The following is a 26,947-nucleotide window of genomic DNA, read 5'->3' on the forward strand; positions in this document are numbered from 1 at the left end:
GAGATTAAAATTATGCCGTCATATTTAATAAAAAAAGTCCTCAACAATAACGTACTCATTTGTGAATATCATAATGAAGAAGTGATTATTATTGGAAAAGGGCTCGGCTTTAATCAAAAAGCGGGCAAACACATCCAACCAGATAAAGTTATTGAAAAGGTCTTTACATTACAAAATAAAGAAGAACAAGATCATTATAAAATGGTAATCGCGCATACTGATGAAGAAGTTCTAAAAGTAGTGATAGAGTCTGTGCAACTCATCATGTCACATTTTGATTTAAGTCAAAATGAGTCATTTATTGTATCTATTACCGATCATATTGTCTTTGCGTTAAAACGTTATCAGCAACAACAATATATACAAAATCCATTTCTCAGTGAAACGAAATATAGTTACCCTGAAGCTTATACAATAGCTAAACGTGTTGTCGCTCGAATCAACTTGCAATTAAATGTCAATTTTCCTGAAGATGAAGTTGGTTTTATTGCGTTACACATTGCTTCTCAAACGAATCAAATTAACATAGAGGAAACAGAACAAGTACCGAAATTGATTAATACAGCGGTACGCATGATTGAACATGATTTACAAATTAAAATACCAATACAATCCATTCAATACCAACGCTTTGTGAGACATATTCATTTCTTACTTCAGCGTGTGCGCAAAGGAGAACGTGCACAAGTACAATTAGATTTTGAAACGCTATTGAAATCGCAATATCCTTTATGCTACAATATAGCTGTTAAAATAGTAAAAATGATTCAAACACAAAGCAGTCTGGAAGTGTATCAAGCTGAAATTGCATACTTAACAATGCATATTCAACAGCTTTCAACGACGACGCAATCGAATACGTAACGTGTTACTAAGTGAGATTAGGCATGAGTTAAAACCTATGGATATGCTATCCATGGCTTTTTACTCATGCTTTTTTGTGTGAGATTCATAAAAATTGGAGGTATTACAGTGGGAAAGAAACTATTTGGACAGTTGCAACGTATTGGTAAAGCCTTAATGTTACCTGTTGCGATTCTACCAGCTGCTGGTTTACTTTTAGCATTTGGTGTAGCTTTACAAGGGGAAGCACTACAACATTATGTGCCATTCATCCAAAACCAAGGCATTCAAAATGTCGCAGAGATGATGACAGGTGCAGGTAGTGTCATTTTTGATAACCTACCGATTATTTTTGCAATGGGGGTTGCGATCGGACTTGCCGGTGGTGACGGTGTTGCGGCAATTGCTGCTTTTGTAGGTTTTGTCATTTTAAATAAAACAATGGGTGCCTTTTTACACGTGACACCTGAAATGGCAGGCGAAGCTAACAAAGGTTTTGCAAGTGTTTTAGGGATTCCAACGCTTCAAACAGGTGTGTTTGGCGGGATTATCATTGGTGCATTAGCAGCATGGTGTTATAACAAATTTTATAACATTTCATTACCTACTTATTTAGGGTTCTTTGCAGGTAAACGATTTGTGCCAATTATGATGGCGACGTTATCATTTATTCTTGCATTCCCAATGGCGTTAATTTGGCCAACGATTCAAGACGGTTTAAATGCGTTCAGTAGCGGTTTATTAGATTCTAACACTGGACTTGCAGTGTTCTTCTTTGGTTTTATTAAACGATTATTAATTCCATTTGGTTTGCACCATATTTTCCATGCGCCGTTCTGGTTTGAATTTGGTTCATATACTAATGCGGCAGGAGAAATTTTTAAAGGTGACCAACGTATTTTCTTAGAGCAAATTCGTGAAGGTGCACATTTAACAGCTGGTAAATTCATGCAAGGTGAATTCCCAGTGATGATGTTTGGTTTACCAGCGGCTGCGTTAGCAATTTATCATACCGCTAAACCAGAAAACAAAAAAGTGGTAGCTGGTTTAATGGCATCAGCAGCATTAACATCATTTTTAACAGGTATTACAGAACCATTAGAATTTTCATTCTTATTCGTAGCACCATTATTATTCTTTATCCATGCAGTACTTGATGGTCTATCATTCTTAATTTTATACTTACTCGATGTTCATTTAGGTTACACATTCTCTGGTGGATTCATCGATTACGTATTACTTGGTATTTTACCTAACCAAACAGCTTGGTGGCTTGTATTCCCAGTTGGTATTGTGTATGCGGTGATTTACTACACAGTTTTCCGCTTCTTAATTCAGAAATTTAACTTCAAAACGCCAGGACGTGAAGATAAGCAATCTGAATCAGCATCAGTTGAAGCGAGTGAATTACCATATGCCGTGCTTGAATCTATGGGTGGTAAAGAAAATATCAAACATTTAGATGCATGTATTACGCGTTTACGTGTAGAAGTTGCGGACAAGTCAAAAGTTGACGTTGGACGTTTGAAAGATTTAGGTGCATCAGGCGTACTAGAAGTGGGCAATAATATGCAAGCGATTTTCGGTCCGAAGTCAGATCAAATCAAACATGAAATGCAACATATCATGGATGGTAAAACAGTAAAACCTGTATCATTAGATGATCATGACGATGAACCTGTTGTTATTGACGAACACAAACAATCAACTTCAGATGCAACAATCATTGCCTCACCTTTAGAGGGTAAATTTGTGCCACTTTCTGACGTACCTGATCAAGTGTTTAGCGAGAAAATGATGGGTGACGGTATTGCAATTGCACCAACGAAAGGTGAAGTTCGCGCGCCATTTAATGGTAAAGTACAAATGTTCTTCCCTACTAAACATGCGATTGGTTTAGTTTCAGATGAAGGTACAGAGCTTTTAATCCACGTTGGCTTAGATACGGTTAAACTTAACGGTGAAGGCTTTACAATGCAAGTTGAAGAGGGTCAAATAATCCAAACAGGCGATGTATTACTTACATTTGATTTAGATTACATTCGAGAAAACGCGAAGAGTGATATTACGCCGATTATTTTAACGCAAGGAAATATTAATGAAATAACTGTGTCAGAAGATCAAACTGTGAACTTTGGAGATACATTATTTAAAGCATAAACACCATTGGGGTGGTCTATGATATCATAGGCCATCCCTTTTTTATGCCATATCATCTATAAGTATGTTGAATCATTAAATCAACGAATATAAGTGAAATGTTAGATTGACCATCGCTTTCAACGTTTATTGTCTAATGCACGTTGAAAGCTTATTTTGAGGGGAAATGTTTCGTGATATGATACGGTTTGTACACGGTGCCGGAGTGGTATATTTAAGACAACATCTCTATGTGTGATGAAGGGTATAGGCTGAAGTGACGTCTGCCAGTTAAGAAGTTTTAAAATAAAGGAATAATTAAATAAAAACTTTAAAAAATAGCAAGGCGTGTCGGATAAGGGTTTATTATCATGAAATAATAGTTATAAGTCATATAAGATGTCTAAATCTAAGGTAATTTTAAAGTTCTATTTATGGTTATAAGTTTTAATTTTTTTTAAAAAACGATACACTATAATTAATTTAAGTAAAGTAGGGTGAGAGTGTTATGTCTAATCAAAGAGAAAACCAAGGTGTAGAGCGCAAAAACCTTGATTTTCGAGAAAGTCGTTTTATGAAATTTTTCGGGGGTAAAGACTTACTTTTTGCTTTAATGATATTTATCCTATTAGGAATTGTCATTTTTATATTTGATAAAGTATCGTATGTCTTCCAACCATTTATTATCGTATTTAATACCATCGCTGCGCCTATCATTATCGGATTAATTCTATTCTATTTATTTAATCCTATTATCAATTTGATGGAGCGCTATAATATTAAACGTATTTGGGCGATTACGATTTTATTTGTTGCCATCGCTGGTATTATCACAATTATTGTGAATTTATTGATTCCACTTGTCTCTATTCAATTGGAACGTCTTATCTCGAATGCGCCTGCTTATATTCATAAAGTCACAGATTTTGTGAATCGTGTCATGCATTTTCCATTTTTAGAAAAATATTCTACACAAATTGAAAGTACGTTAACGACATTGCAAGAGCGTTTACCTAAGATGTCTGATAGTATTGCGCCGAGACTACGTACGTTTGCAGAAACGCTTGTAAATGCGACAGTCGTGCTTATTACGGTGCCATTTGTGTTGTTTTTCATGTTGAAAGATGGACATAAATTTAAAGGGTTTATTAATCATGTAACACCGCCTAAATTCCGTAAAGATGTACATGATTTACTAGATAAGATGAGTCATCAAGTAGGGTCTTATATTCAAGGTCAAATTATTGTATCTTTTTGTATCGGTGTACTCTTGTTTATCGGCTACTCTATCATTGGTTTAGATTATGCATTAATCCTTGCGAGTATTGCTGCAGTAACGAGTGTAGTGCCTTATTTAGGACCTACAATTGCCATTTCACCGGCAATTATCATTTCAATTATTACATCACCTTTCATGCTTATTAAATTAATCATTGTGTGGACTGCTGTGCAGTTTATTGAAGGGCATTTCATTTCACCAAACGTAATGGGTAAAACTTTAAAAATTCATCCATTAACGATTATATTTGTCTTATTAAGTGCAGGTAACTTACTAGGCATTGTCGGCGTTATTTTAGGTATTCCAGCATATGCGATTTTAAAAGTATTAGTATCGCATATCTTCCTACTATTTAAGCGTCGTTATAATAAATATTACGCTGAAGATGCAGGTTTATATGAAATGCCTGATGAGGAATACGCAAGAGCGCAAAGTGAGTCATCTTCCTCTAAATAAATTTAAGCGATTTTTAAAATCAAGGGGCTTGCGTAATTGTGATTTCATCATGTATTATCACAGTTTCAGTCAGTTTTTATATGTATCAAGGGTGAGGTGAGCAATCCTCGCACTTTTATGCATGAATTCAGTCAGAAAGGTAGTGCCATATGTCTTTAAATAAAAATTTAGTGAAATATTTAAAAATTGTATTTGTTTTGGTATTAATTGTCATTGTGACGTCTGTGTTGTCAAAAGAACTGTCACATATTGATTTCAAAAAAACATTTATACTATTTAATCACATTAATCGTTTTGAATTAATTGGGTTATTTTTACTAGGTGCATTTGCACTCGGACTGTTGTCATTATTTGACTGGGTGCTAGCGGCACGCTTTAAATTACCGGTTTCTAAGTTCAAAGCACTCCGCGTAGGTTATATTATCAATGCCTTTAATAATATTATTGGTTTTGGTGGCTTTATCGGCGCAGGTGTCAGATTATGGTTTTATAGTAATTATTCGAATGAACGTAAGAAACTTGTGAAATTTATTTCATATATTTTAACGTCGATGCTCACAGGATTGAGTTTTTTATCGTTACTCATCGTTACACATATTCTAGATGTCAGTTTTTTAGATAATACATCAATATGGGTTAAAATATTACTTTACGTCGTTGCATTTTTGTTACCAGTATTTATCATTGTGTCATTAATTTCTCCGATTGATCAAAAAGTACGTTGGTTAGGGTCACTTTTTACAGTGATTTCAAGTGTTGAATGGATTTGTGCGAGTCTTGTACTTTACTTATCTTTACATATTGTCGGAGCGAATCCACCGTTTCCAGTTGTATTAAGTGTATTTATTGTAGCCGCAATATCTGGTTTAGCATCATTTATCCCTGGGGGATTTGGTGCATTTGATTTGATTATTTTATTAGGTTTAAAATATATCGGAATTCCTGAAGAAAAAATTGTCTTAGCGTTACTTGTGTATCGTTTTGCATATTACTTCTTCCCATTATTCATTGCACTTGTAATGACAGTATTCGAATTCGGCCCACATGCGAAAAATTTTATATCCGATTCGAAATTCTTTGTGCCGGCGAGAGATGTCACAGGATTTATCTTTTCGTTTCAAAAAGATTTCGTAAGTGTTTTTCCATCTTTAATTTTAAGTGTTTTAGTAGGTATCACGAGTTTAATGTTTTTATTAATCAACGCTTTAATTATTGTTGATGCCGCCACATCTAAACATCATATCGTGTTTCTCATTTTGTATATATTTAATGTGAGTGCCTGCTTAATTTTAATTTTAAATTTACGTGGAATTATAGAACGGAGTCAGCGTGCGACGCTCTTTATCATTGTCGCAATGTGTATTTTGATTATTACTAATTTCTATGTATACGGTATCTCGATTGAAATACTAGTTGTTACTTTAATTTTAGCACCTTTAATATTTGCGTATCGTAAGTCGAATGTTTTAAAACGTGCGATTCGTTTTAAATCAGTTATTTATATTGTTTTAGTGAGTGCGATATTCTTTTACCTAAACCAAGTGCTAGTAAGACAAACGTTAGCAATTGTCGATGTAAAAATGCCAAATGTAGATTATTTTGTTTTACGTTCCACTTTTTGGCTCTCAATTATTGGAATGTCATTAATTGTTGCGATTATCATCTACATTTTTGAACGTCATTACCGTATGCCACTTGAAAATGTAGATTTAGAAATTGGTCAAAAGATAATAGATCAATATGGAGGACATAATTTAAGTCACTTACTGTTCAGTGGTGATAAAAATATGTTTGTTAATGAACAACACGATGCGTTCATTATGTATCGTTTTTACCGTAATTCATTTATTGTTTTAGGAGATCCTGTAGGGAATGAAGAAAGCTTTGCGGCGCTTCTTGAAAAATTTTATGATCATGCGACCTATTTAGGTGCTGAAGTCATTTTCTATCAAGTCTCTGAAAAGCATTTATCGTTATATCATGACTTTGGTAATCAATTCTTTAAATTAGGTGAAGAAGCATTAATTGACGCTCAAGCGTTTACTACTTCAGGTAAAAAACGTCGTGGCTTCCGTGCAACGTTAAATAAAGTTGAGACAATGGGCTATACTTTTGAAATGTTATCCTCACCTATAGATGAAGCAACATTTAAGCAACTTAAAGAAGTAAGTGACGGTTGGCTTGGTCAAGATAAAGAATTTTATTTCTCAGTTGGGAATTTTTCACGTGAGTATCTTGATGCGGCACCTATCGCTGTATTGAGAAATGAAGAAGGACGTATTGATGCATTTTGTACACTAATGCCTGTTAAAGATAATGAGATTGTCTCTGTAGACTTAATCAGATGGAATAGATCGATTGATGTCCCATTTATGGATGCATTGTATTTACACATGCTACAGTGGTCTAAAGACAACGGATATGCTTACTTTAATATGGGGATGGCTACGTTATCTAATGTCGGTCAAATGCCATACGGTCACATGCGTGAGAAGTTTGCTGGACGTTTATATGAACATTTTAATGGTTTGTATAGTTTCCAAGGATTGCGTAAATATAAAAGTAAATTTAATCCGAATTGGGAATCACGCTTTTTAGTGTATCATCGACGTCAAAATGTTTGGGAAAGCTTAATTAAAGTAACCCGTGTCATTCGTAAAAATGCATAAATTAAAAAGGATGTAGCGACGTCGCTACATCCTTTTTGGTTTTATTGATGTCTGGATTGATACTTTGCACGATCTTCTTTTTCTTGTTGATAGCGCTCAGGATGCTTTTTATAAAAATCTTGATGATAGGCTTCTGCTTCGTAAAATGTGGAAGCGGGTAAAATTTTTGTGGCGATCGCTTTATCATGATCGAAGGTATTTTTTAAAGAGGCGATGTAAGCTTCTGCTACCTCTTTTTGATCTTGATTGGTATAAAATATAGCCGTCTGATATTGAGGTCCTCTATCTTGATATTGTCCTCCAGCATCTGTAGGGTCAATAACAGAAAAGAAAATCTCTAATAATTTTTGGTATGAAAAGAGGGCGACATCATATTCAATTCGTACTGTTTCGTAATGTCCAGTTTCCCCTGTCTTCACGTCTTCATATGTTGGGTGTGCTAAATGTCCACCCATGTATCCTGAAGTCACGTTTTCAATGCCTTCATTAGTGTCAAAAGGTTGAACCATACACCAAAAACAACCTCCAGCAAAGTAAGCAACATTGATATTCATGTGGACACCCTTTCCCCTTTTATTTTAGACCTTAGTCCGATTTTTAAAGTTTTCACTTGATTTTTAAAATAATTTTATATAACGTTAATATGTATTAATTATAGTACAGACAATCCCAATTTTGAAGGTATAAGGTTGATAAGATGAGCGAAATTAAATATGAACATAGAAATCCCAAACCGCCAAAAGGGGGCATGAAACGACGCAAAAAACGTCGTATACGAAAACTCCCATTTATTATTTTGGCTATTATTATTATCTTAATTGCAACGACTGTTTTTACGATTTCGAGTTATCGTTCTGGTCTTGAAGTTGCCAAAGATCATAAACAAGCACCTAAGTTACATAAATTTAACGGTACATCTAAAAATGATGCGAAAGCAACGGTACTTATTTTAGGTTCTGACCGTGAAGATGGTGGTGTTTCACGAACGGATTCCATTATGATTGCTCAGTATGATTTTCTTCATAAAGATATGAAAATTGTATCTGTAATGCGTGATATTTACGCAGATATACCTGGATATAATCGTTATAAAATTAACACCGCTTATTCATTAGGTGGACCAGAATTGTTGCGTAAAACACTTAAAGAGAATTTAGGTATTGAACCAGAATACTATGCAACGCTCGACTTTAAAGGATTTGAAGCCATGATTGATGAATTGAGTCCTGAAGGTGTTCCAATTAATGTTGAAAAAGATATGTCAGCTAAAATTGGTGTGTCATTGAAGAAAGGACAACACCGTCTAAATGGTAAAGAATTGTTAGGTTATGCCCGTTTTCGACATGATGAAGAAGGCGATTTCGGTCGTGTTCGACGTCAACAACAAGTGATGAGTGCTTTAAAACAAGAACTTGTTCAACCGTCGACGGTATTTAAATTACCGAAACTTGCAGGAATTATGCGTGGCTATGTCGCAACAGATATGCCTGACTCTGCGATTTACCAAACAGGTATTGGCTTTATCGTTCGTGGTGATAAAAATATTAAAACATTGAGCGTACCAGTAAAAGGGACTTATGAAGATGTGACTACGAATGATGGCGGTAGTGCACTAGGTATTGATAAAGAAGCGAACAAAAAACAAATTCAAGAATTTTTAAATGACTAATGTTGACAGGTGGGCATTGTGCCTGCCTGTTTTTTTATGTGAACCTAACACACTTTTAAAGTGGGACACCACGTCGATGAACATTAAAATCCCTTCAGCATTCATCCTGAAATGAACGGTGAAGGGATTTAAAATAGATATACGATACAGATTTAGCTTCTACTGATCGATTTTACGTTTACCACCAACGCCATAATGTTGTGGTTTCATTTCTTCGATGACCACAGAAATGGCATCTCGGTTGGCTTTTGTTGTTTTTTCTACTGCATCTGTTACTTCTGAAACGAGGGCTTTTAATTGTTCGTCTGAACGACCTTCTAATAGTTGTACTGTTACGATTGGCATGTAAGTCGCCTCCTTTTCTTTTATTATAGCATTTTCTTTGGAAAAGACTGGCTCTTCTTAAGATTTTTTTAAATTTTAGGGTTTGATTTGCCAAATGAATTCCTTTATAGATATGATAGAGAAAACGTTTAAATCTCGGAGGTACAATATGGGTTTTGAAAACATTTTAACATCATTAGGAATTAACGGCATGCATGTGTATATTCGATTAGATCAGAATGAATATCGTGTGTCTGATGCTATCAGTGGATGTATTCATTTTAAAGCGGGAGACAGTGCTCAAACTGTGACACATACCGAAGTTAAACTCATTGAAAAATATGAAAACAATGATGAAACAAGTGAATTTTCACAGCTAGAAAATGAATTAGCTGCTTTTACACTTGAAGACAGTTTTACTGTTGAAAAAGGTCATCCTTATAAAGCGACTTTCAATTTCAAACCAGAAAACCTCAATTTTCAATCTAAAGACAGTAAAGTTTATTTAAAGGCTCATGTTTATATTGATTTAGGTATAGACGAAGAAGTTGAAGAAATCATTCCATATGTAACGCATTAATATTTTTTGTTGAGACTAAAGCGCATACGTATCACGCTTTGGTCTCTTTTTTATGTTTTTTAACAAAGAAGCAACATGTTTCATCTTGAAAACAGAACATATGTTCGTATATAATAAAACTATCCTTCAGTATGAAAAAAATGGGGTGGTTGGATGTATGATTATAATTTGTTAGAAAACCGAGATATTTTATGTATTGATCAAAAGAGTTTTTTTGCGAGTGTCTCATGTATTGAAAAAGGTTTAAATCCTTTAGACACCAAATTAGCTGTTGTTGCGGATACAAAACGTCAGGGGTCAGTTGTATTAGCAGCAACCCCAAAATTAAAAGCATTAGGGATAAAAACAGGGTCACGTTTATTTGAAATTCCGCACAGAAACGATATCTATATTATTAATCCGAGCATGCGAAAATATTTAGAAGTATCATTAAAAATTTCTCAAATTGCATTGCGGTATGTCCCAGCTGAAGATTTACACCAATATAGTATTGATGAATTTTTTATGGATGTTACTAAAAGTTATTATCGTTTTAGTACAACGCTTAAATCATTTTGCGAACGCTTAATTAAGGAAATTTTAGATGAAACACAAATTCAATGTGCGATTGGTATTGGCCCGAATATGTTGATGAGTAAAGTGGCATTGGATAATGAAGCAAAAAATAATGAGAACTACATTGCTGAATGGCGCTATGAAGATGTTCCGAGCAAACTGTGGAAAATTGAGCCTTTACGTGACTTTTGGGGGATTAGTAAACAAACAGAAAAAAAGTTAAATCAACGTGGGATTTTTAATATTGGGCAACTTGCACAATACCCATATCAATATTTAAAGCGTGATTTTGGCATTATAGGCGTAGACTTACATCTCCATGCAAATGGTATTGATCAAAGTCATATTAGTGATACGTATCAAGTGATTAATCCGTCTATATGTAAAAGTCAGATTTTAATGCGAGATTACACTTATGAAGAAACAAAAGTCGTGATGCAAGAGTTGATTGAAGATGTGGCCAGTCGTTTAAGATCGCGTAATCAATTTGCGAAGACGATTCATTTCTCATATGGCTATAGTGAAGGGGGTGGCATATCTAAGCAATACACATTACAAGATGCGACCAATTTAGATCGTGATATCATTCAAACGGTATTTCGATTAGCAGATGAGAAGTGTGACAAAACAGAATTATATCGCACACTGAGTGTGTCCTTGACACAATTTGTATCAGATACAGATCGACAGCTCAATTTATTTATAGATGAATATCAGCGACGTAGAGATGAAAAGTTAGCCAAAACCATTGATTATTTACATCAAAAATACGGACGAGGAAGTGTATCCAAGGCAGTGTCATTTACAGATGCAGGAACAAAACATAATCGACTTGGTCTAATGGCGGGTCATAAAATGTAGTTTGAAATGGTGCACAGCAAAATGATGTCAAAGGATTGCAATTATGTAGTAACCATATTTATATTATGTAAACCTTATAAGGTAAATTTAAAAAAGAAAACCGGGCAACTAGGGGGTGTTGCTCGGTTTTTTAATTTATATACGTGTCAAATTGATGGGAAAGGGCTTGTCTTCCTGCATCGCGATCAGAGGCTGATTTAAAGCTGATGCGTAAGGCACCATAAATATCTTCACGCACTTCTAAAATACGTAAGTTACTAATTGAAATACGACGCGTGCTTAAAATATCAAGTACTTGAGAAATCGTACCGGGTTTATCCGGGATGTCGACATATAAATCAAATGTACTATTCATCGCCCCTTTGTTACGCAATGGCAATTCATCGCGGTACATTTTGGCATGATTAAAAAATGCATACAATCCATTTGCATCTTGAGATTCAAGTAACGTAATGACACCATCGAATTGTGAACGTAATTGTTTCATAACAGTTAAAATATGTTGGGTATTTTCTAAAGAAATGTCACGCCACATTTCAGGATTACTACTAGCGATACGCGTAATATCACGAAATCCACCAGCTGCTAGATCTTTAACCCACTCAGAATCACGTGCATAAAGCGCATTTAAATGAACTAAACTTGATGCAACAAAGTGGGGAACATGACTCACAATACCTGTAATCTTATCATGTTCATCTGCAGTCATAGAGATGACCTTAGCGCGCGTATATTGAAGTAGAGATTGAATTTTCTCAGAGGCGTGATTATTTTCTGGCAAGTCATGAACAAGAACGTAATAGGCATTTTCAAATAAATGTTTTTTGGCGTTTAATACACCACTTTTATGACTCCCTGCCATAGGGTGTCCACCAATAAGATGTATATCATGTTTTAATAATGAACGCTCAAACGCTTGAATTGTAGATTTTGTACTACCAGTATCGGTAACTATAAGACCTGGGCGCGTTTCGTATTGAGACATTTCTTTAAGGTAAGCCGTCGTCGTTTGAACAGGTGTAGCAAAAATAACAATATCCGCTTGTGCTAATCCATGTGCATAATTTGTAGTAATTGTATCTACAATGCCCATTGACATCGCACGTTGTAACTGATGATGATTGGCATCATAAGCTGTGATGTGAATATCTTCATAAAAATATTTAAAATTACTGGCTAAACTCCCTCCAATTAAGCCTAAACCTACGAAAAAAATGTTAGTCATAGTGCACCGCCTATTGTAATAATATTCAGATATTTTAACATTTTAAAGCGTTTAATTGCAATAGAATACACGGTAATCTTGTGAAGAAATAAGAGAAGATAGGTATAATGAGGGAAAGATGAGTGAAGGGGAGAGAAACATGTATAATCAAGCATTAAATTATCTAAAAGATTTAACTGCGATACATAGCCCATCAGGTGATACAGCACTTGCAATTCAGTATGTGAAAACACAGCTTACTCAGATGGGCTATTCACCCGAAATGACACGAAAAGGTGGCTTATACGTAGAAGTAGAGGGTCAAAACAAGGCACAAAAACGTTGTATTACTGCTCATGTTGATACGTTAGGTGCAATGGTAAAAGAAATATTAGAGGACGGTCGCGTACGAATAGATTTAATTGGTGGCTTTAAATACAACGCTATTGAAGGAGAATATTGTACCATCCGGACTTCTGATGATACGACGTATACGGGTACCATTCTCTTACATGAAACATCTCCGCACGTATATTTAAACAATCAGAAAATTGAACGTACGCAAGAACATATGGAAGTACGCATTGACGCTAAAACAATGTCAAAACAAGAAACATTAGATCTTGGAATCAATGTAGGTGATTTTATCAGCTTTGACCCACGTACTGAAGTTACATCGACAGGCTTTATAAAATCACGACACTTAGATGATAAAGTCAGTGTTGCATTAATGCTAGCTTATTTAAAATCATTGCATATCGATAATATAGTATTACCGTATACAACCATTTTTTATTTTTCAAATAACGAAGAGATAGGGTATGGCGCAAACTCGAATATTGATACAGCAATTGAGGAATTTATTGCATTAGATATGGGGGCCATAGGAGATGGGCAAAATACTGATGAATATTCAGTCTCCATATGCGCAAAAGACGCCTCGGGTCCTTATCATAAGCAACTACGCCAACAACTGGTGAAATTATGTCAAAAAGAAAATATTCATTACAAAGTTGATATCTATCCATATTATGCATCTGACGCGACGGGGGCGTTACATGCAGGGGCAGATGTGAAACATGGTTTGTTTGGAGCAGGTATTGAATCATCACATGCAATGGAACGTACACATCAAACGTCTATAACAGCCACATATCAATTACTTAAAGCGTATTGTGAGTCCGACACAATGGTTTGATGGTGAAAGTGTTTTCATCCAGATGGCTGTAGATGAACGATAGAAATGCACTTTGAAGCACGACACATTTTGACAATAATGTATTAAAAAAAGTTTGTCTCTGACTATTCCAATATTGGCGTAATGTGGTTGAATACGTTAAAATAAAGTGAGACAAAAGTATCGATTATTACTAAAAGTAGTGATGAAATATCATCATGTATTCGAGCTATGAATTGGGTTTAAATGAAAAACGCGTTGCATCTTGGTCAAAACATCTTTCATCATATTGGATAAATGGAAACATCCATAGTATAAACATAAATGACCCCCTCCATTAATACTTACAAAATGTTTTAGAGAAATAGGAGTTATAAAATGAAATTTACAAATTTAACAACGGCTGAATTCGGTGCGTTTGCTGATTCAATGCCGTACAGCCATTTCACACAAATGGTAGGAAATTATGAATTGAAAGTGGCAGAAGGTGTTGAGACGCATCTTGTGGGAATAAAGGACAACCAAAATAATATCCTTGCAGCATGTTTATTAACTGCTACGCCTGTCATGAAGTTTTTTAAATATTTTTATAGTAATCGTGGTCCTATCATTGATTACGATAATAAAGAACTGGTTCATTTTTTCTTTAATGAACTCTCAAAATATGTAAAAAAATATAATGCGTTGTATTTACGTGTCGACCCTTATCTACCAATGTTGAAACGTAATCACGATGGAGAAGTCATTGAACGATTTAATAACGATTGGATTTTTGACAAAATGGCAGAATTGGGTTACGACCATGATGGCTTTACAGTTGGGTTTGACCCAATTAAACAAATACGTTTCCATTCGGTATTAGACTTAAAAGATAAAACGGCTAACGATGTCTTAAAAGATATGGATAGCTTAAGAAAACGTAACACTAAAAAAGTACAAAAAAACGGCGTGAAAGTGCGCTTTTTAAAAGAAGATGAACTTCATATTTTTAGAGGCTTTATGGAAGATACATCTGAAGCAAAAGATTTCTTAGATCGTGATGATGATTTCTACTATAATCGTTACAAACATTATAAAGAACGTGTACTTGTACCATTAGCTTATATTGATTTCAATGAATATATTGAAGAATTGAAAAATGAAGAACGTGCACTTAATAAAGAAATAACAAAAGCTGAAAAAGACATTGAAAAGCGACCAGACAATAAAAAAGCGCTCAATAAAAAACAAAACCTTGAACAGCAACTCGAAGCGCAAAACGCTAAAATTGAAGAAGCTCAACGCCTTCAAGCTGAGCATGGCAATGAATTACCAATATCAGCAGCATATTATATTATTAATCCATTTGAAGTGGTTTATTATGCAGGAGGTACTGCGAATCAATTCCGTCATTTCGCAGGAAGTTATGCTATTCAATGGACGATGATTAATTACGCGATTGATCAAGGTATACCACGCTACAACTTCTATGGTGTGAGTGGCGATTTCTCAGAAGATGCCGAAGATGCAGGTGTAGTGAAATTTAAAAAAGGTTTTAACGCAGATGTGCTTGAATATGTTGGTGATTTTGTGAAACCAATCCACAAACCGGCGTATCAATTGTATACACAACTTAAGAAATTAAAAGATAGAAAGTAATGTAAAAGAAGGGGATTCATTGGTATGAAATTTACAGAACTCACAGTTGAAGAATATGACCAATTTGTACAAAATCCTGCTTTAGAAAGCCATTATTTCCAAGTTAAAGAAAATATTGGAACACGTGAAGCAGACGGGTTTCAAGTCGTTTTACTTGGAATTAAAGGTGAAAATAATCAAATTCTAGCAGCAAGTTTATTCTCAAAAATTCCTACAATGGGAAGTTATGTTTATTATTCTAATCGCGGTCCAGTTATGGACTATTCTGATTTAGGTTTAGTTGACTTTTACTTAAAAGAACTCGATGTTTATTTACAAAAAAACAAATGTTTATACGTCAAAATGGACCCATACTGGCTCTATCAAGTGTATGACAAAGATATCAAACCTATAACAGACAAGGATGCTAATGAAAAGCTAGTTCAACTATTTAAATCACATGGTTATGAACATCATGGATTTACGACAGCATATGATACATCAAGTCAAGTTCGTTGGATGGGTGTTTTGAATTTAAAAGGCCAATCACCTCAAACAATTAAAAAGCAATTTGATAGCCAACGGAAACGTAATGTAAATAAAGCAATCAATTACGGCATACGGGTCAAGTTTTTAAATGAAAATGAAGTGGATCAATTCCTAGAACTATATCGTGAAACTGAAGCACGTGCAGGATTCGTTTCAAAAACAGATGATTATTTCAAAAACTTTATTTCGAATTATGGTAGCAAAGCATTGATACCGCTCGCTTATATCGATTTAGATGAGTATATTACGTCGTTACAAGACAGCTTAAATGATAAAGAAACGCGTCGTGATCAAATGATGGCGAATGAAAATAAATCTGATAAACAATTGAAGAAAATTGCAGAATTAGATAAACAAATTGATCATGACAAAAATGAAATGTTAAAAGTGAGCGAATTACGTAAAACAGATGGTCAAATTTTAAATTTAGCGTCTGGTGTATATTTTGCAAACGGTTATGAAATTAACTATTTCTCAGGTGGCTCAAGTGAAAAATACAATCATTTTATGGGCCCATATGCTATGCACTGGTACATGATTAATTATTGTTTCGAGCATGGTTATGAGCGCTACAATTTCTACGGTTTATCTGGTGATTTTACTGAAAACAGTGAAGATTACGGTGTGTATCGATTTAAACGTGGGTTTAATGTTCAAATCGAAGAATTAATTGGAGACTTTTACAAACCTATTAATAAACCGAAGTATTTCTTGTTTAATACGTTAAATAAAGTGCGTGCTAAAATTAAAAAATAAAAGTTAAAACACTCGCAATGATACAAGTTGCGAGTGTTTTCGTTTATAGTTTTTAGATGCCAGTGAAGTAAAAGGACATAATTTAACATATTTATGTTATGTAAACCAAAAAGGCTTTTAAGCATATTTGAATTCCTTTGTAAGTATATGAAATTATCACAGTTTAAGTAAGAAGTTTGACATAATCAATGATGTAGATGGATAAAATACGAAAAAACATGTAAATGAACGTAGATATGATATAATGATTTTTGAACAGTTTTTAGTTTACATAATATATATTATAGGAAGTTAACTATAGTAAAGCATGGCCACCTTCTTTCTATATACATTTAAACCCGTTAACAATATGCTAACGGGTTTTATGATCTATATTTTCGTTCTATGCGGGATAATTCTTTTTGATATTTTTTCTCTTGACGTTTCTTACGCCAATTACGTGTGAAATACCATAATATTAAACTTAATATAAGACTAAGTACAGATACGAATGCTGCAAAGCCTAATAAAGGTTCATACGTAATATGATAGAAATTTGGTAATATGAAAGCTAACACACCTAAAATAACAAAGCTTAAAATAGCAGTAAAAAACCATTTGTTTAACATTAACGTACAAAAGATTGTGAGTACAATCATTATAACTATTGAGATCCATAAATAATTAGGCATATCTAGTATTGTCATCGTGAACCCCCTTTATCATGTTGTCTTCATTATACATGACTTTAAAAGATATGTATGTATAATGAAATCGATTTCTTCTTTAAAAAATAATGTATAATAGATTTAACTATTTATAAAGGGAGGAACTTTTGTGACGCAAAAACTAAAACAACGTAATGAAGTACCTGTATCAGAAACGTGGGATTTGAGAGATCTATTTGAAAATGATGCAGCATATGAAGATGCGATTATCGCTTTAGTTTCAAGGTCGGAAGCCTTTCACAAACAATATGCTACGGCTATTCGCGATGTATCTTCGATTGAGAGTGTATTGGATGCATTAAGTGAATTAACGATTGAAATTGATCGCGTTGCCAATTATTCCCATTTACAATTAAGTGTTGAGTCAACAGATCCTGAAAAACAACGGCTAAATGCGCTATTTAATCAAAACTACGGTAAAATAGCGAGTCAACTGACTTTTGTGGAATCTGAACTGCTGCAATTAGATACGAATGTGCTTCAGAATGCAATGCAAACATCAAAGTATGATTATTACTTAAAACGTTTGTTAAAACGACAACCACATCAGTTGCATCCGGAAGCAGAGAAAGTTTTAGCTGAAATGATTGCGGCATTAAATGTACCTTATGACTTATATGAAGTAACAAAAATGTTAGATATTGATTTTGGTCAATTTGAAGTTAATGGTAAACTTTATAATATGGATTACACAACGTTTGAAGGTATTTATGAAGATGATCCTGATACAGATTTAAGACGTCAAAGCTTTAAACATTTTAGTGATACACTACGTAAATATCAACATACGACTGCAGCGGTGTATCAAGCGCATGTACAAAACGAGAAATTAGAGGCAAATTTAAGAGGATATACGTCGGTAATCGATTTCTTATTAGAGGATCAAGATGTATCAGCAGATATGTATCATCGTCAAATTGATATCATTATGTCCGATTTAGCCCCTATTATGCGTAAATATGCGCGATTATTAAAAGAAGTGCATCAATTAGATACGATGAAATATGAAGATTTAAAAATTTCCATTGATCCTGATTATGAACCCAAAATTTCAATTCAAGATTCCGAGCAGTATATTTACAATGCGCTAAGTGTTTTAGGTGAAGATTATTTAAAAATGACTAAAAAAGCGTATAAAGAACGCTGGATTGATTTTCCTCAAAATAAAGGGAAAGAAACTGGTGCTTATTGCGCAAGTCCATACGCTTCTCATAGCTATATTTTCATATCATGGACTGGAAAAATGAATGAGGTTTTTGTTCTTGCCCATGAACTGGGTCATGCAGGTCATTTCAATTTAGCTCAAGCGCATCAAAACATTTTGCACTCAGAGTCTTCATTGTATTTTGTAGAAGCACCTTCTACTATGAATGAAATGTTGATGGCACAATATTTATTAGAGCAAAATAGTGATGACCCTCGCTTTAAACGATGGGTACTGAGTTCTTTAATATCTAGAACGTATTATCATAATATGGTTACGCACCTTCTTGAAGCCGCATTTCAACGAGAAGTTTATCGTTGTGTTGATAATGGTGAGCATTTAACGGCTGATAAACTTAATACGTTGAAACGTAATGTTATCGAAGCGTTTTGGGGTGATGAAGTAAACATATCATCAGGTGCAGAATTAACATGGATGCGTCAGCCGCACTATTATATGGGTTTATATCCTTATACATATTCTGCTGGCTTAACGATTGGAACATTAATGGCGCAACGTATTAAAGAGGAAGGTCAAGCCGCTGTAAAAGATTGGCTTGAAGTATTAAAGGCGGGCGGAAGTATGTCCCCTCTTGAGTTAACACAAATTGCAGGCTTGGATATGTCGACGGACAAACCTTTAAAAGATACAATACAATTTATTGGTTCTTTAGTAGATGAAATAGAAAACTTAACACATGAACTTTAGAAATAATCTAGGCGCTTATTCACTACATGGATAAGCGCTAATTTGTTTGACTTAAACATCCTTAAGTTATATATTTAACATATAAACAACATAAATAAACAAAATTAAACATATATTTCACATATAGCAAGGATGATTTCAATGAAAAAAGTGTTAACCGTCACATTAAATGCGTCAATAGACATTAGTTATCATATGGATGAACTACGTATCGACACAACTAATAGAGTGACACAAGTTTCAAAAACTGCTGGTGGTAAAGGGCTTAACGTTACGCGCGTAGGACATCAATTAGGATTAGATATAACAGCAAGTGGTATTGTGGGTGGCACGTCAGGCTTATTTATCAAACAACAATTGGATCGTTTACACATCCCCCATCAATTTTTGGATAGTGGTGTAGAATCGCGTTTTTGTATTGCTATGATAACACAAGATGCTCAAACCGAAGTTTTAGAAAGTGGTATTGCTTTAAATGAGACGGTTCAGGAACAATTTGTCACATTTTATGATACTTTGATAAAAGATTATGACATCATTGCTATTTCTGGCAGTATTCCTCCAGGATTATCTGTGACGATGTATCAAGATTTAATTGATATTGCGAAACGTCAAAATAAATTTGTTATTTTAGATGTGAATGGTGCAACGTTAGCAACAATTTTGAAGCAAGAGACTGTTTTTAAACCCGATTTGATTAAACCTAATGAAGAAGAAATTGCTGAACTTACGGGCAATCCGGGTCATTTGTCCATACAATCATTGCAAAATGCTTTAAATCAACCTATATTTAATCAATTGCCAAACGTCCTGGTTACACTTGGGAAAGATGGTGCATTATTGAAGCATCATTCTCAATTTTATCAAGTTAATATACCATCTATTAATGCTGTAAATGCTGTGGGTTCTGGAGATAGTTCTATTGCAGGATTTTGTTCTGGATTGGCGCAATCTGAAGATATTCAAAATGCGACGAAGCGTGCTATGGCTGCGGGAATGGCAAATGCGATGCAACATGAGACTGGAAAAATTGATATGCATGATTTTGAAACACTATTGTCGCAAATAACTATACAGCCATTATAAAGTCTTTAATTTAATATTTATTTATAAAGAAAAACCTTCAAAGTTCAAATTGCTTTGAAGGTTTTAGTATATCTCAAATTTTTATGTTACAGACCTTAAGATTGACTGTCTTGAACGTGCGCCCGCCCTTTTTTTGTAAGCACGATTTTACCTGTCTCGATATTGATTAATCGTTTTTTATATAAGTGTCCGATTGCACGTTTAAATGCACCTTTACTCATTTGAAAAACTTCTTTAATGGCTTCAGGACTGGATTTATCCCAAAAAGGCAATTCACCTTCATACTCTACTAAAAGTTGAACGATTTTTTCACCATCGTCGTCTAGGCGTTCATGCGCTAATGGTAAAAATGATCCGTTTAACTCCCCTTTGTCATTAAATCCAATAATACGTACATCCATTGCTTGACCTAACCTTGGTTCTTCTTTTCTTTCAGATTCATGAACAAAAATTTTGTGTCCTTTTTCTGAAAGTAAAAAAGTACCGACTCTTAACAATCGATATGGTCGTGCAGTAATGGTTTGGTTTTGATACTGATCATCATGGATTGGGGTAAACATTTGTTGTACTGTCGTTTCTGAGGCTAAACGCGCAAACATTTGACGCTCACGATCGATACGTAATGTACAAAGTACTTCATCCCCTTTTTGTGGCCACAAAGATTTAATTTTTGGTAAATCTTCCCATGGAATAAGAACTTCACGTGGTAAACCAACGTCTACACGCGCACCGTCTCGATCCGTACTAATCACCTTTACAAAATCATAACGTCCCACTGTAATATCGGGCATATTTTGTGTAGCGAAAAGATCTCCTGATCTATTTGGGAAAATAAAGAAACTATAGGATTCCCCTATTTCTAAGTCATCTTCATCATTGATTTCTGATGGATTTAACTTTACTTTTTCTTTGTTCGGACCTTCTAATATATATGTTGATCCTTCTAGCGCTTTTACTTCTAAAAAGTCTATAGTCCCAACGATTTCATTTTCTTTAAAAGACATAATTATCTCCTCGTAATTTTATTATTACCATTATATCATGAGTATTGCACAGAAGCATTAAGTGTTCATTTTTATAAACGATAAATCATGTCGAAACACTATTGAATATATGGTATAATGCACCCGTTAGTATTATTGTATAAAAGGAGAAAATGCATGTTACAAGTTACCGATGTTAGTTTACGTTTTGGTGATCGTAAATTATTCGAAGATGTAAATATAAAATTCACACCTGGGAACTGTTACGGTTTAATTGGTGCAAATGGTGCTGGGAAATCTACGTTTTTAAAAATTTTATCAGGAGAAATTGATTCACAAACAGGTCATGTGTCATTAGGTAAAGATGAGCGTTTAGCCGTGTTAAAACAAGATCATTTTGCATATGAAGATGAACGTGTATTAGATGTCGTCATTAAAGGTCATGAACGTTTATTTGAAGTGATGCAGGAAAAAGATGCGATTTACATGAAACCTGATTTTAGTGATGAAGATGGTATTCGTGCTGCAGAACTTGAAGGTGAATTTGCAGAAATGAATGGGTGGAATGCTGAATCAGATGCAGCTACCCTACTCTCTGGTTTAGGTATTGCCTCAGATTTACATGATAAAAAAATGGCTGAACTAGAAAACAATCAAAAAGTTAAAGTATTGCTTGCACAAAGTTTATTTGGTGAACCTGACGTACTCTTACTCGATGAGCCTACAAACGGACTTGATATTCAAGCGATTAGCTGGTTAGAAGACTTTTTAATTAATTTTGATAATACAGTTATTGTAGTATCTCACGACCGTCATTTCTTAAATAACGTTTGTACGCACATTGCTGATTTAGATTTTGGGAAAATTAAAATCTACGTAGGTAACTATGATTTCTGGTATCAATCTAGTCAATTAGCACAAAAAATGGCTCAAGAACAAAATAAGAAAAAAGAAGAAAAAATTAAAGAACTTCAAGACTTTATTGCACGCTTCTCTGCTAATGCTTCTAAATCTAAGCAAGCAACAAGTCGTAAAAAACAATTAGAAAAAATTGAATTAGATGATATCCAACCTTCATCACGTCGATATCCATTTGTAAAATTCACACCAGAGCGTGAGATTGGTAATGATTTGTTATTTGTACAGAACATTTCTAAAACTGTAGAAGGTGAAAAAGTATTAGATAACATTTCATTCACAATGAACCCTAATGATAAAGCGGTATTAATCGGACAAAGTGAAATTGCTAAAACAACACTTTTAAAAATATTAGCCGGTGAAATGGAACCAGATGAAGGTACGGTTAAATGGGGTGTAACAACATCTCAAAGTTATTTCCCTAAAGACAATTCGGAGTACTTCGATAACGTCAATATGGACTTAGTGGAATGGTTACGCCAATATGCGCCTGAAGATGAACAAACAGAAACATTTTTACGTGGTTTCTTAGGACGTATGTTATTTAGTGGTGAAGAAGTTAAGAAAAAGGCAAGCGTTTTATCGGGTGGAGAAAAAGTGCGTTGTATGTTGAGTAAAATGATGCTTTCAAGTGCGAATGTACTCTTGCTTGATGAACCAACCAACCACCTTGATTTAGAAAGTATTACATCAGTCAATGAAGGCTTAAAATCATTTAAAGGTTCTCTGATCTTCACATCACATGACTTTGAATTTATTAATACAATTGCCAATCGTGTAATTGATCTTGATGAAACGGGTAGTTTATCTAAAGAAATATCATATGAACGTTATTTAGAAGAAAAAGGACTATTAAAAAAGAAATAATGTGTGCAATGAAAAGCGTGGACGCGCATCTTTACGATGTTTCCGTCCACGCTTTTTTTAACGTAAATTTTCAGTAAATTTTAAAAAATCACCCTTTTCTGTTTACATGACAAGTAGTGCTATGTATAATGATAAACATAACAATTCAATCATTACTGATGAGGCGCATCAATCATGAGTAGATATATTAATCATTGCCTGCAAGCAAGATATATCCAAAGGGTGAGATGCCGAAATAAACAGGATTTGCAGAAACTGTTTGTTGGATTCTGTGGTTAAGAGCTAAGAGTCTGTCATTATTTACGGATAATGGAGTGCATCACTTGTATATTAATTTTAACAAGTTCGCACACCGAACTTGTTTTTTTATTTATTGATGCCCCTTTCTTTAATTTAATGACATAAAGTAATGTCTAAATAAACATAATTGGAGTGAACAAACATGACAAAATTAGCAGTTGTAGGTGCAACAGGATTAGTAGGAACTAAAATTTTAGAAACAATTGAACGTAAGGGTATTCATTTTGATGAATTGGTATTATTTTCGTCTAAGCGTTCTGCAGGTCAAGAGGTAACGTTTAAAGGCCAAACCTACACTGTTCAAGAATTGACTGAGCCCGCAACAGACGGTCAATTTGATTATGTGTTAATGAGTGCTGGCGGTGGAACAAGTGAACAGTTCGCCCTACTTTTTGAACAACATGGTGCAATCGTCATTGATAACTCAAGTCAATGGCGTATGACAGATGACGTTGATTTAGTAGTACCTGAAGTTAATGCGCCTACGTTTCAACGTGGTATTATCGCTAATCCAAACTGTTCGACAATTCAATCTGTCGTACCTTTAAAGCCACTTCAAGATACATTTGGGCTTAAACGTGTCGCTTATACGACATATCAAGCTGTATCAGGATCTGGAATGCAAGGGAAAAAAGATTTAGAAGATGGTGCTCACGGAGCGCAGCCTAAAGCTTATCCTCACCCAATTTATAACAATGTTTTACCGCATATTGATGTCTTTTTAGACAATGACTACACAAAAGAAGAACAAAAAATGATAGATGAGACACGTAAGATTCTGAATTTACCAGATTTAAAAGTCACTGCAACATGTGTACGTGTTCCAGTTCAAGACAGCCATAGTGTGCACATTAATGTATCGCTTGAGAAACCGGCCTCAGTTGAATCCATACGTGCATTGTTTGAAAAAGATAACCGTGTAGTTTTAGTGGACGATCCAAAAAGCAATGCGTATCCTTTAGCCATTCATTCAACGGGTAAAGATGAGGTGTTTGTAGGACGTATTCGTCAAGATGACTCCTTAGAAAATACATTTCATATTTGGTGTACGTCTGACAACTTGCTTAAGGGTGCCGCATTAAATGCTGTACAGGTACTTGAACAAGTCTTAGCACTCAGAGCGTAAATTTATGAAGGGAGTCAGATATTATGACACATATTTTTGAAGGTACGGGTGTTGCACTTATCACCCCTTTTTCAAATAATCAAGTTGACTATCCAGCCATTCGTAAGCAAGTAAATTATTTAATAGACCAAGGCATTCAGTCTTTAGTGGTGAACGGAACAACAGCAGAAAATCCAACATTAACACAAGATGAAAAAGATAAAATTTTGAAAACGGTCATTGAAGAAAATGCCTCACGTGTGCCAATCATCGTAGGAACAGGAACGAATAATACAGCGTATTCAATTCAAGCCTCTTTACGAGCGAAAGCGCTCGGCGCAGATGCGATTATGTTAATTACGCCTTATTACCTTAAAACGAGTCAACGTGGCCTTATCGCTCATTTTGAAGCGATAGCCAATGCGGTTGAATTACCTGTTGTACTTTACAACGTTCCATCACGTACCAATTCTACAATTGAAGTTGACACACTCGTGCATTTAAGTAAAAACCCATATATTGTCGCATTAAAAGATGCCACAAATGATTTTGATTATTTTAAAGCAATTCAACAACACATCGATACAGACCAATTTGCACTGTATAGTGGTAATGATGATAATATCGTTGATTATTATAATCAAGGTGGGCATGGTGTGATATCAGTAGTTGCAAATGTGATTCCGAGAGCGTTTCAAGAAATTTATAGTCACTCTGAATCACGTGCACAATTATTTGAACCGATTTCACAGTTGCTAGAAGCAATGTCTATTGATGTTAACCCGGTCCCTATTAAATATTTAGCAGCGCTTGAAGGTTTTGGTCAATATGAAGTGCGTCTCCCTCTGGTCCCTTTAAATGAAGAAGAACAAGCGCAATTAAAAGCTGTTTATCAACAATTTAAGGAAGGTGTCGAAGCTTGAATATCGTATTAATAGGCTATGGTGCAATGAACCAACGTGTTGCACGATTAGCAGAAGAACAAGGTCATCACATTGTAGGTGTGATTGTAAATGATCAAAAACGCCCAATCCCCTACCCTTTATTTACAAAACTAAGTGACATTGAATCTGCAGATGTCGCTATCGATTTTTCACATCCCGACTTATTACTTCCATTATTAGAAGATTCATTTCACCTTCCATTAGTGGTTGCCACGACAGGTGAAAAGGAAAAAATAACATCAAAATTAAAAGATTTAAGCCAACACATGCCAATCTTTTTTAGCGCTAATATGAGTTATGGTGTGCATGTGCTCACAAAACTATTGGAAGTGGCTGTACCACTGCTCAATGATTATGACATTGAGCTCACCGAAGCACATCATAACAAAAAAGTCGACGCGCCTAGTGGAACACTAGAGAAGCTATATGATGTGATTAAAGATTTACGAGAACAAAGTTATCCGGTATATGATAGGCATGAAAAATCAAAGCCACGTGAGGTCGATGAAATTGGTGTTCATGCAATACGCGGTGGCACGATTGTTGGTGAACATGACGTTCTTTTTGCGGGTGTTGATGAAACCATTACATTAACACACCGAGCGCAATCTAAAGACATTTTTGCAAATGGTGCGTTAAATGCAGCGTCAAAATTAATTCATAAACAAAATGGGTATTATACATTTGATGATTTATAAGAGGAGGACGTGAACTATGGTACAAAATTTTACAGCTGAAGAAATTATTAACTACATTAGCGATGCAAAAAAATCTACACCCATAAAAGTATATATTAATGGTGAATTTAGCGAAGTTCATTTTCCAGATACTTTTAATGTTTTTGGTGGAGAAAATTCAAAAATTATATTTTGTGAAGCGGATGATTGGAAAACATTTTATGAAGAAAATCATATGTTGATTGAAGATCTAGAAATTGAAATGGATCGTAGAAATTCAGCAATTCCATTAAAAGATTTAACCAATACAAATGCGCGTATAGAACCAGGTGCATTTATAAGAGAACATGCGGTTATTGGCGACGGCGCTGTGGTAATGATGGGCGCTACAATCAATATAGGAGCAGTTGTCGGTGAAGGCACAATGATTGATATGAATGCGACATTGGGTGGTCGCGCAACTACTGGCAAAAATGTTCATGTAGGTGCAGGTGCAGTTTTAGCGGGTGTCATTGAACCACCAAGTGCTGCTCCTGTCGTCATTGAAGATAACGTCCTTATCGGCGCCAATGCGGTAATTTTAGAAGGTGTACGTGTCGGCGAAGGTGCTATTGTAGCAGCAGGCGCCATTGTGACGCAAGATGTACCAGCAGGCGCTGTTGTAGCTGGAACGCCTGCCAAAGTGATAAAACAAACGCATGAAGTCGAAGATACGAAACGTGAAATTGTCTCTGCATTACGAAAATTAAATGATTAACGACTAAGCTATG

The 26,947-nt window shown here is 34.8% G+C and carries 22 protein-coding genes and 1 riboswitch; of the genes, 17 read left to right on the forward strand and 5 right to left on the reverse strand.

The genetic code is table 11. The features are described 5' to 3' along the window. The first annotated feature begins 12 nt into the window (after positions 1 to 12). From glcT to mprF, 4 genes are all read left to right on the forward strand, one after another. Positions 13 to 864 carry a glucose PTS transporter transcription antiterminator GlcT gene (glcT, locus tag GJE18_RS05025; protein WP_037564454.1) on the forward strand — a complete coding sequence of 284 codons (852 nt, stop codon included), beginning with the start codon at positions 13 to 15 and terminating at the stop codon, positions 862 to 864. A 108-nt stretch (positions 865 to 972) separates the two neighbouring features. After that, positions 973 to 3,003 (forward strand): glucose-specific PTS transporter subunit IIBC, encoded by a 2,031-nt coding sequence (ptsG, locus tag GJE18_RS05030; protein WP_060550997.1) that lies wholly within the window; start codon positions 973 to 975, stop codon positions 3,001 to 3,003. Positions 3,004 to 3,490: 487 nt separating this feature from the next. Beyond that, the gene (locus GJE18_RS05035; protein ID WP_085622335.1) at positions 3,491 to 4,717 is read left to right on the forward strand and encodes an AI-2E family transporter; all 1,227 of its coding nucleotides are present in this window, start codon (positions 3,491 to 3,493) and stop codon (positions 4,715 to 4,717) included. 149 nt (positions 4,718 to 4,866) lie between these two features. Beyond that, complete coding sequence (gene mprF / locus GJE18_RS05040) at positions 4,867 to 7,386, forward strand: bifunctional lysylphosphatidylglycerol flippase/synthetase MprF (protein WP_107376422.1); 2,520 nt, start codon at positions 4,867 to 4,869, stop codon at positions 7,384 to 7,386. Positions 7,387 to 7,427: 41 nt separating this feature from the next. On the opposite strand, the gene msrA is transcribed toward mprF, so the two are convergent. Beyond that, a complete protein-coding gene (gene msrA, locus GJE18_RS05045) occupies positions 7,428 to 7,940 on the reverse strand; it encodes a peptide-methionine (S)-S-oxide reductase MsrA (RefSeq protein ID WP_085622337.1) in 513 nt (170 codons plus the stop codon). 143 nt (positions 7,941 to 8,083) lie between these two features. On the opposite strand from msrA, the gene GJE18_RS05050 reads away from it, so the two are divergent. Further along, positions 8,084 to 9,055, forward strand: coding sequence for an LCP family protein (locus tag GJE18_RS05050; RefSeq protein WP_037564445.1), 972 nt, complete (start codon positions 8,084 to 8,086; stop codon positions 9,053 to 9,055). 159 nt (positions 9,056 to 9,214) lie between these two features. Here GJE18_RS05050 and GJE18_RS05055 read toward each other — a convergent pair whose 3' ends face one another. Beyond that, positions 9,215 to 9,400: a 2-hydroxymuconate tautomerase gene (locus tag GJE18_RS05055; RefSeq protein ID WP_037564442.1), complete on the reverse strand. Its 186-nt coding sequence runs from the start codon at positions 9,398 to 9,400 to the stop codon at positions 9,215 to 9,217. Positions 9,401 to 9,548: 148 nt separating this feature from the next. On the opposite strand from GJE18_RS05055, the gene GJE18_RS05060 reads away from it, so the two are divergent. Further along, positions 9,549 to 9,959 (forward strand): sporulation protein, encoded by a 411-nt coding sequence (locus GJE18_RS05060; RefSeq protein WP_060551005.1) that lies wholly within the window; start codon positions 9,549 to 9,551, stop codon positions 9,957 to 9,959. A gap of 153 nt (positions 9,960 to 10,112) precedes the next feature. Continuing rightward, the gene (locus GJE18_RS05065; RefSeq protein ID WP_085622339.1) at positions 10,113 to 11,375 is read left to right on the forward strand and encodes a Y-family DNA polymerase; all 1,263 of its coding nucleotides are present in this window, start codon (positions 10,113 to 10,115) and stop codon (positions 11,373 to 11,375) included. 130 nt (positions 11,376 to 11,505) lie between these two features. Here the strand turns inward: GJE18_RS05065 and GJE18_RS05070 are convergent, their stop codons facing one another. Beyond that, complete coding sequence (locus tag GJE18_RS05070; protein WP_107368667.1) at positions 11,506 to 12,600, reverse strand: prephenate dehydrogenase; 1,095 nt, start codon at positions 12,598 to 12,600, stop codon at positions 11,506 to 11,508. A gap of 139 nt (positions 12,601 to 12,739) precedes the next feature. Between GJE18_RS05070 and GJE18_RS05075 the strand changes: the two genes are divergently transcribed. The 3 genes from GJE18_RS05075 (at position 12,740) to GJE18_RS05085 (ending at position 16,678) form a co-directional block, all read left to right on the forward strand. Next, entirely contained in the window at positions 12,740 to 13,777 is a 1,038-nt protein-coding gene (locus GJE18_RS05075) for a M42 family metallopeptidase (RefSeq protein WP_060551010.1), read from the forward strand. Positions 13,778 to 14,134: 357 nt separating this feature from the next. Continuing rightward, entirely contained in the window at positions 14,135 to 15,394 is a 1,260-nt protein-coding gene (locus tag GJE18_RS05080) for an aminoacyltransferase (protein ID WP_107368666.1), read from the forward strand. 24 nt (positions 15,395 to 15,418) lie between these two features. Then, a complete protein-coding gene (locus GJE18_RS05085; RefSeq protein WP_060551012.1) occupies positions 15,419 to 16,678 on the forward strand; it encodes an aminoacyltransferase in 1,260 nt (419 codons plus the stop codon). 362 nt (positions 16,679 to 17,040) lie between these two features. Here GJE18_RS05085 and GJE18_RS05090 read toward each other — a convergent pair whose 3' ends face one another. Further along, positions 17,041 to 17,364: a hypothetical protein gene (locus tag GJE18_RS05090; protein ID WP_037564429.1), complete on the reverse strand. Its 324-nt coding sequence runs from the start codon at positions 17,362 to 17,364 to the stop codon at positions 17,041 to 17,043. Positions 17,365 to 17,494: 130 nt separating this feature from the next. On the opposite strand from GJE18_RS05090, the gene pepF reads away from it, so the two are divergent. Together pepF and GJE18_RS05100 are read left to right on the forward strand one after the other, a co-directional pair. Continuing rightward, positions 17,495 to 19,297, forward strand: coding sequence for an oligoendopeptidase F (gene pepF / locus GJE18_RS05095; RefSeq protein ID WP_085622347.1), 1,803 nt, complete (start codon positions 17,495 to 17,497; stop codon positions 19,295 to 19,297). 141 nt (positions 19,298 to 19,438) lie between these two features. Beyond that, positions 19,439 to 20,383 (forward strand): hexose kinase, encoded by a 945-nt coding sequence (locus GJE18_RS05100; protein ID WP_060551014.1) that lies wholly within the window; start codon positions 19,439 to 19,441, stop codon positions 20,381 to 20,383. A 95-nt stretch (positions 20,384 to 20,478) separates the two neighbouring features. Here the strand turns inward: GJE18_RS05100 and GJE18_RS05105 are convergent, their stop codons facing one another. Beyond that, the gene (locus GJE18_RS05105; RefSeq protein WP_060551016.1) at positions 20,479 to 21,387 is read right to left on the reverse strand and encodes a CvfB family protein; all 909 of its coding nucleotides are present in this window, start codon (positions 21,385 to 21,387) and stop codon (positions 20,479 to 20,481) included. 156 nt (positions 21,388 to 21,543) lie between these two features. On the opposite strand from GJE18_RS05105, the gene GJE18_RS05110 reads away from it, so the two are divergent. The 5 genes from GJE18_RS05110 to dapD all read left to right on the forward strand — a co-directional run bounded on the left by GJE18_RS05110 (position 21,544) and on the right by dapD (position 26,934). After that, positions 21,544 to 23,151 carry an ABC-F family ATP-binding cassette domain-containing protein gene (locus GJE18_RS05110; RefSeq protein ID WP_060551017.1) on the forward strand — a complete coding sequence of 536 codons (1,608 nt, stop codon included), beginning with the start codon at positions 21,544 to 21,546 and terminating at the stop codon, positions 23,149 to 23,151. Between the two features lie 150 nt (positions 23,152 to 23,301). Beyond that, a riboswitch (Lysine riboswitch) is annotated at positions 23,302 to 23,479 on the forward strand. Positions 23,480 to 23,593: 114 nt separating this feature from the next. After that, positions 23,594 to 24,577: an aspartate-semialdehyde dehydrogenase gene (locus GJE18_RS05115; protein WP_107368665.1), complete on the forward strand. Its 984-nt coding sequence runs from the start codon at positions 23,594 to 23,596 to the stop codon at positions 24,575 to 24,577. A 23-nt stretch (positions 24,578 to 24,600) separates the two neighbouring features. Continuing rightward, positions 24,601 to 25,479, forward strand: a complete 879-nt coding sequence (gene dapA / locus GJE18_RS05120; RefSeq protein WP_060551021.1) for a 4-hydroxy-tetrahydrodipicolinate synthase — start codon at positions 24,601 to 24,603, stop codon at positions 25,477 to 25,479. Then, a complete protein-coding gene (gene dapB, locus GJE18_RS05125) occupies positions 25,476 to 26,198 on the forward strand; it encodes a 4-hydroxy-tetrahydrodipicolinate reductase (RefSeq protein WP_107368664.1) in 723 nt (240 codons plus the stop codon). Before dapA ends, dapB begins: the two co-directional genes overlap by 4 nt. Positions 26,199 to 26,214: 16 nt before the next feature. After that, positions 26,215 to 26,934: a 2,3,4,5-tetrahydropyridine-2,6-dicarboxylate N-acetyltransferase gene (dapD, locus tag GJE18_RS05130; RefSeq protein ID WP_060551025.1), complete on the forward strand. Its 720-nt coding sequence runs from the start codon at positions 26,215 to 26,217 to the stop codon at positions 26,932 to 26,934. Positions 26,935 to 26,947: the final 13 nt, after the last annotated feature.

The organism is Staphylococcus agnetis (assembly GCF_011466855.1).
GTDB lineage: Bacteria > Bacillota > Bacilli > Staphylococcales > Staphylococcaceae > Staphylococcus > Staphylococcus agnetis.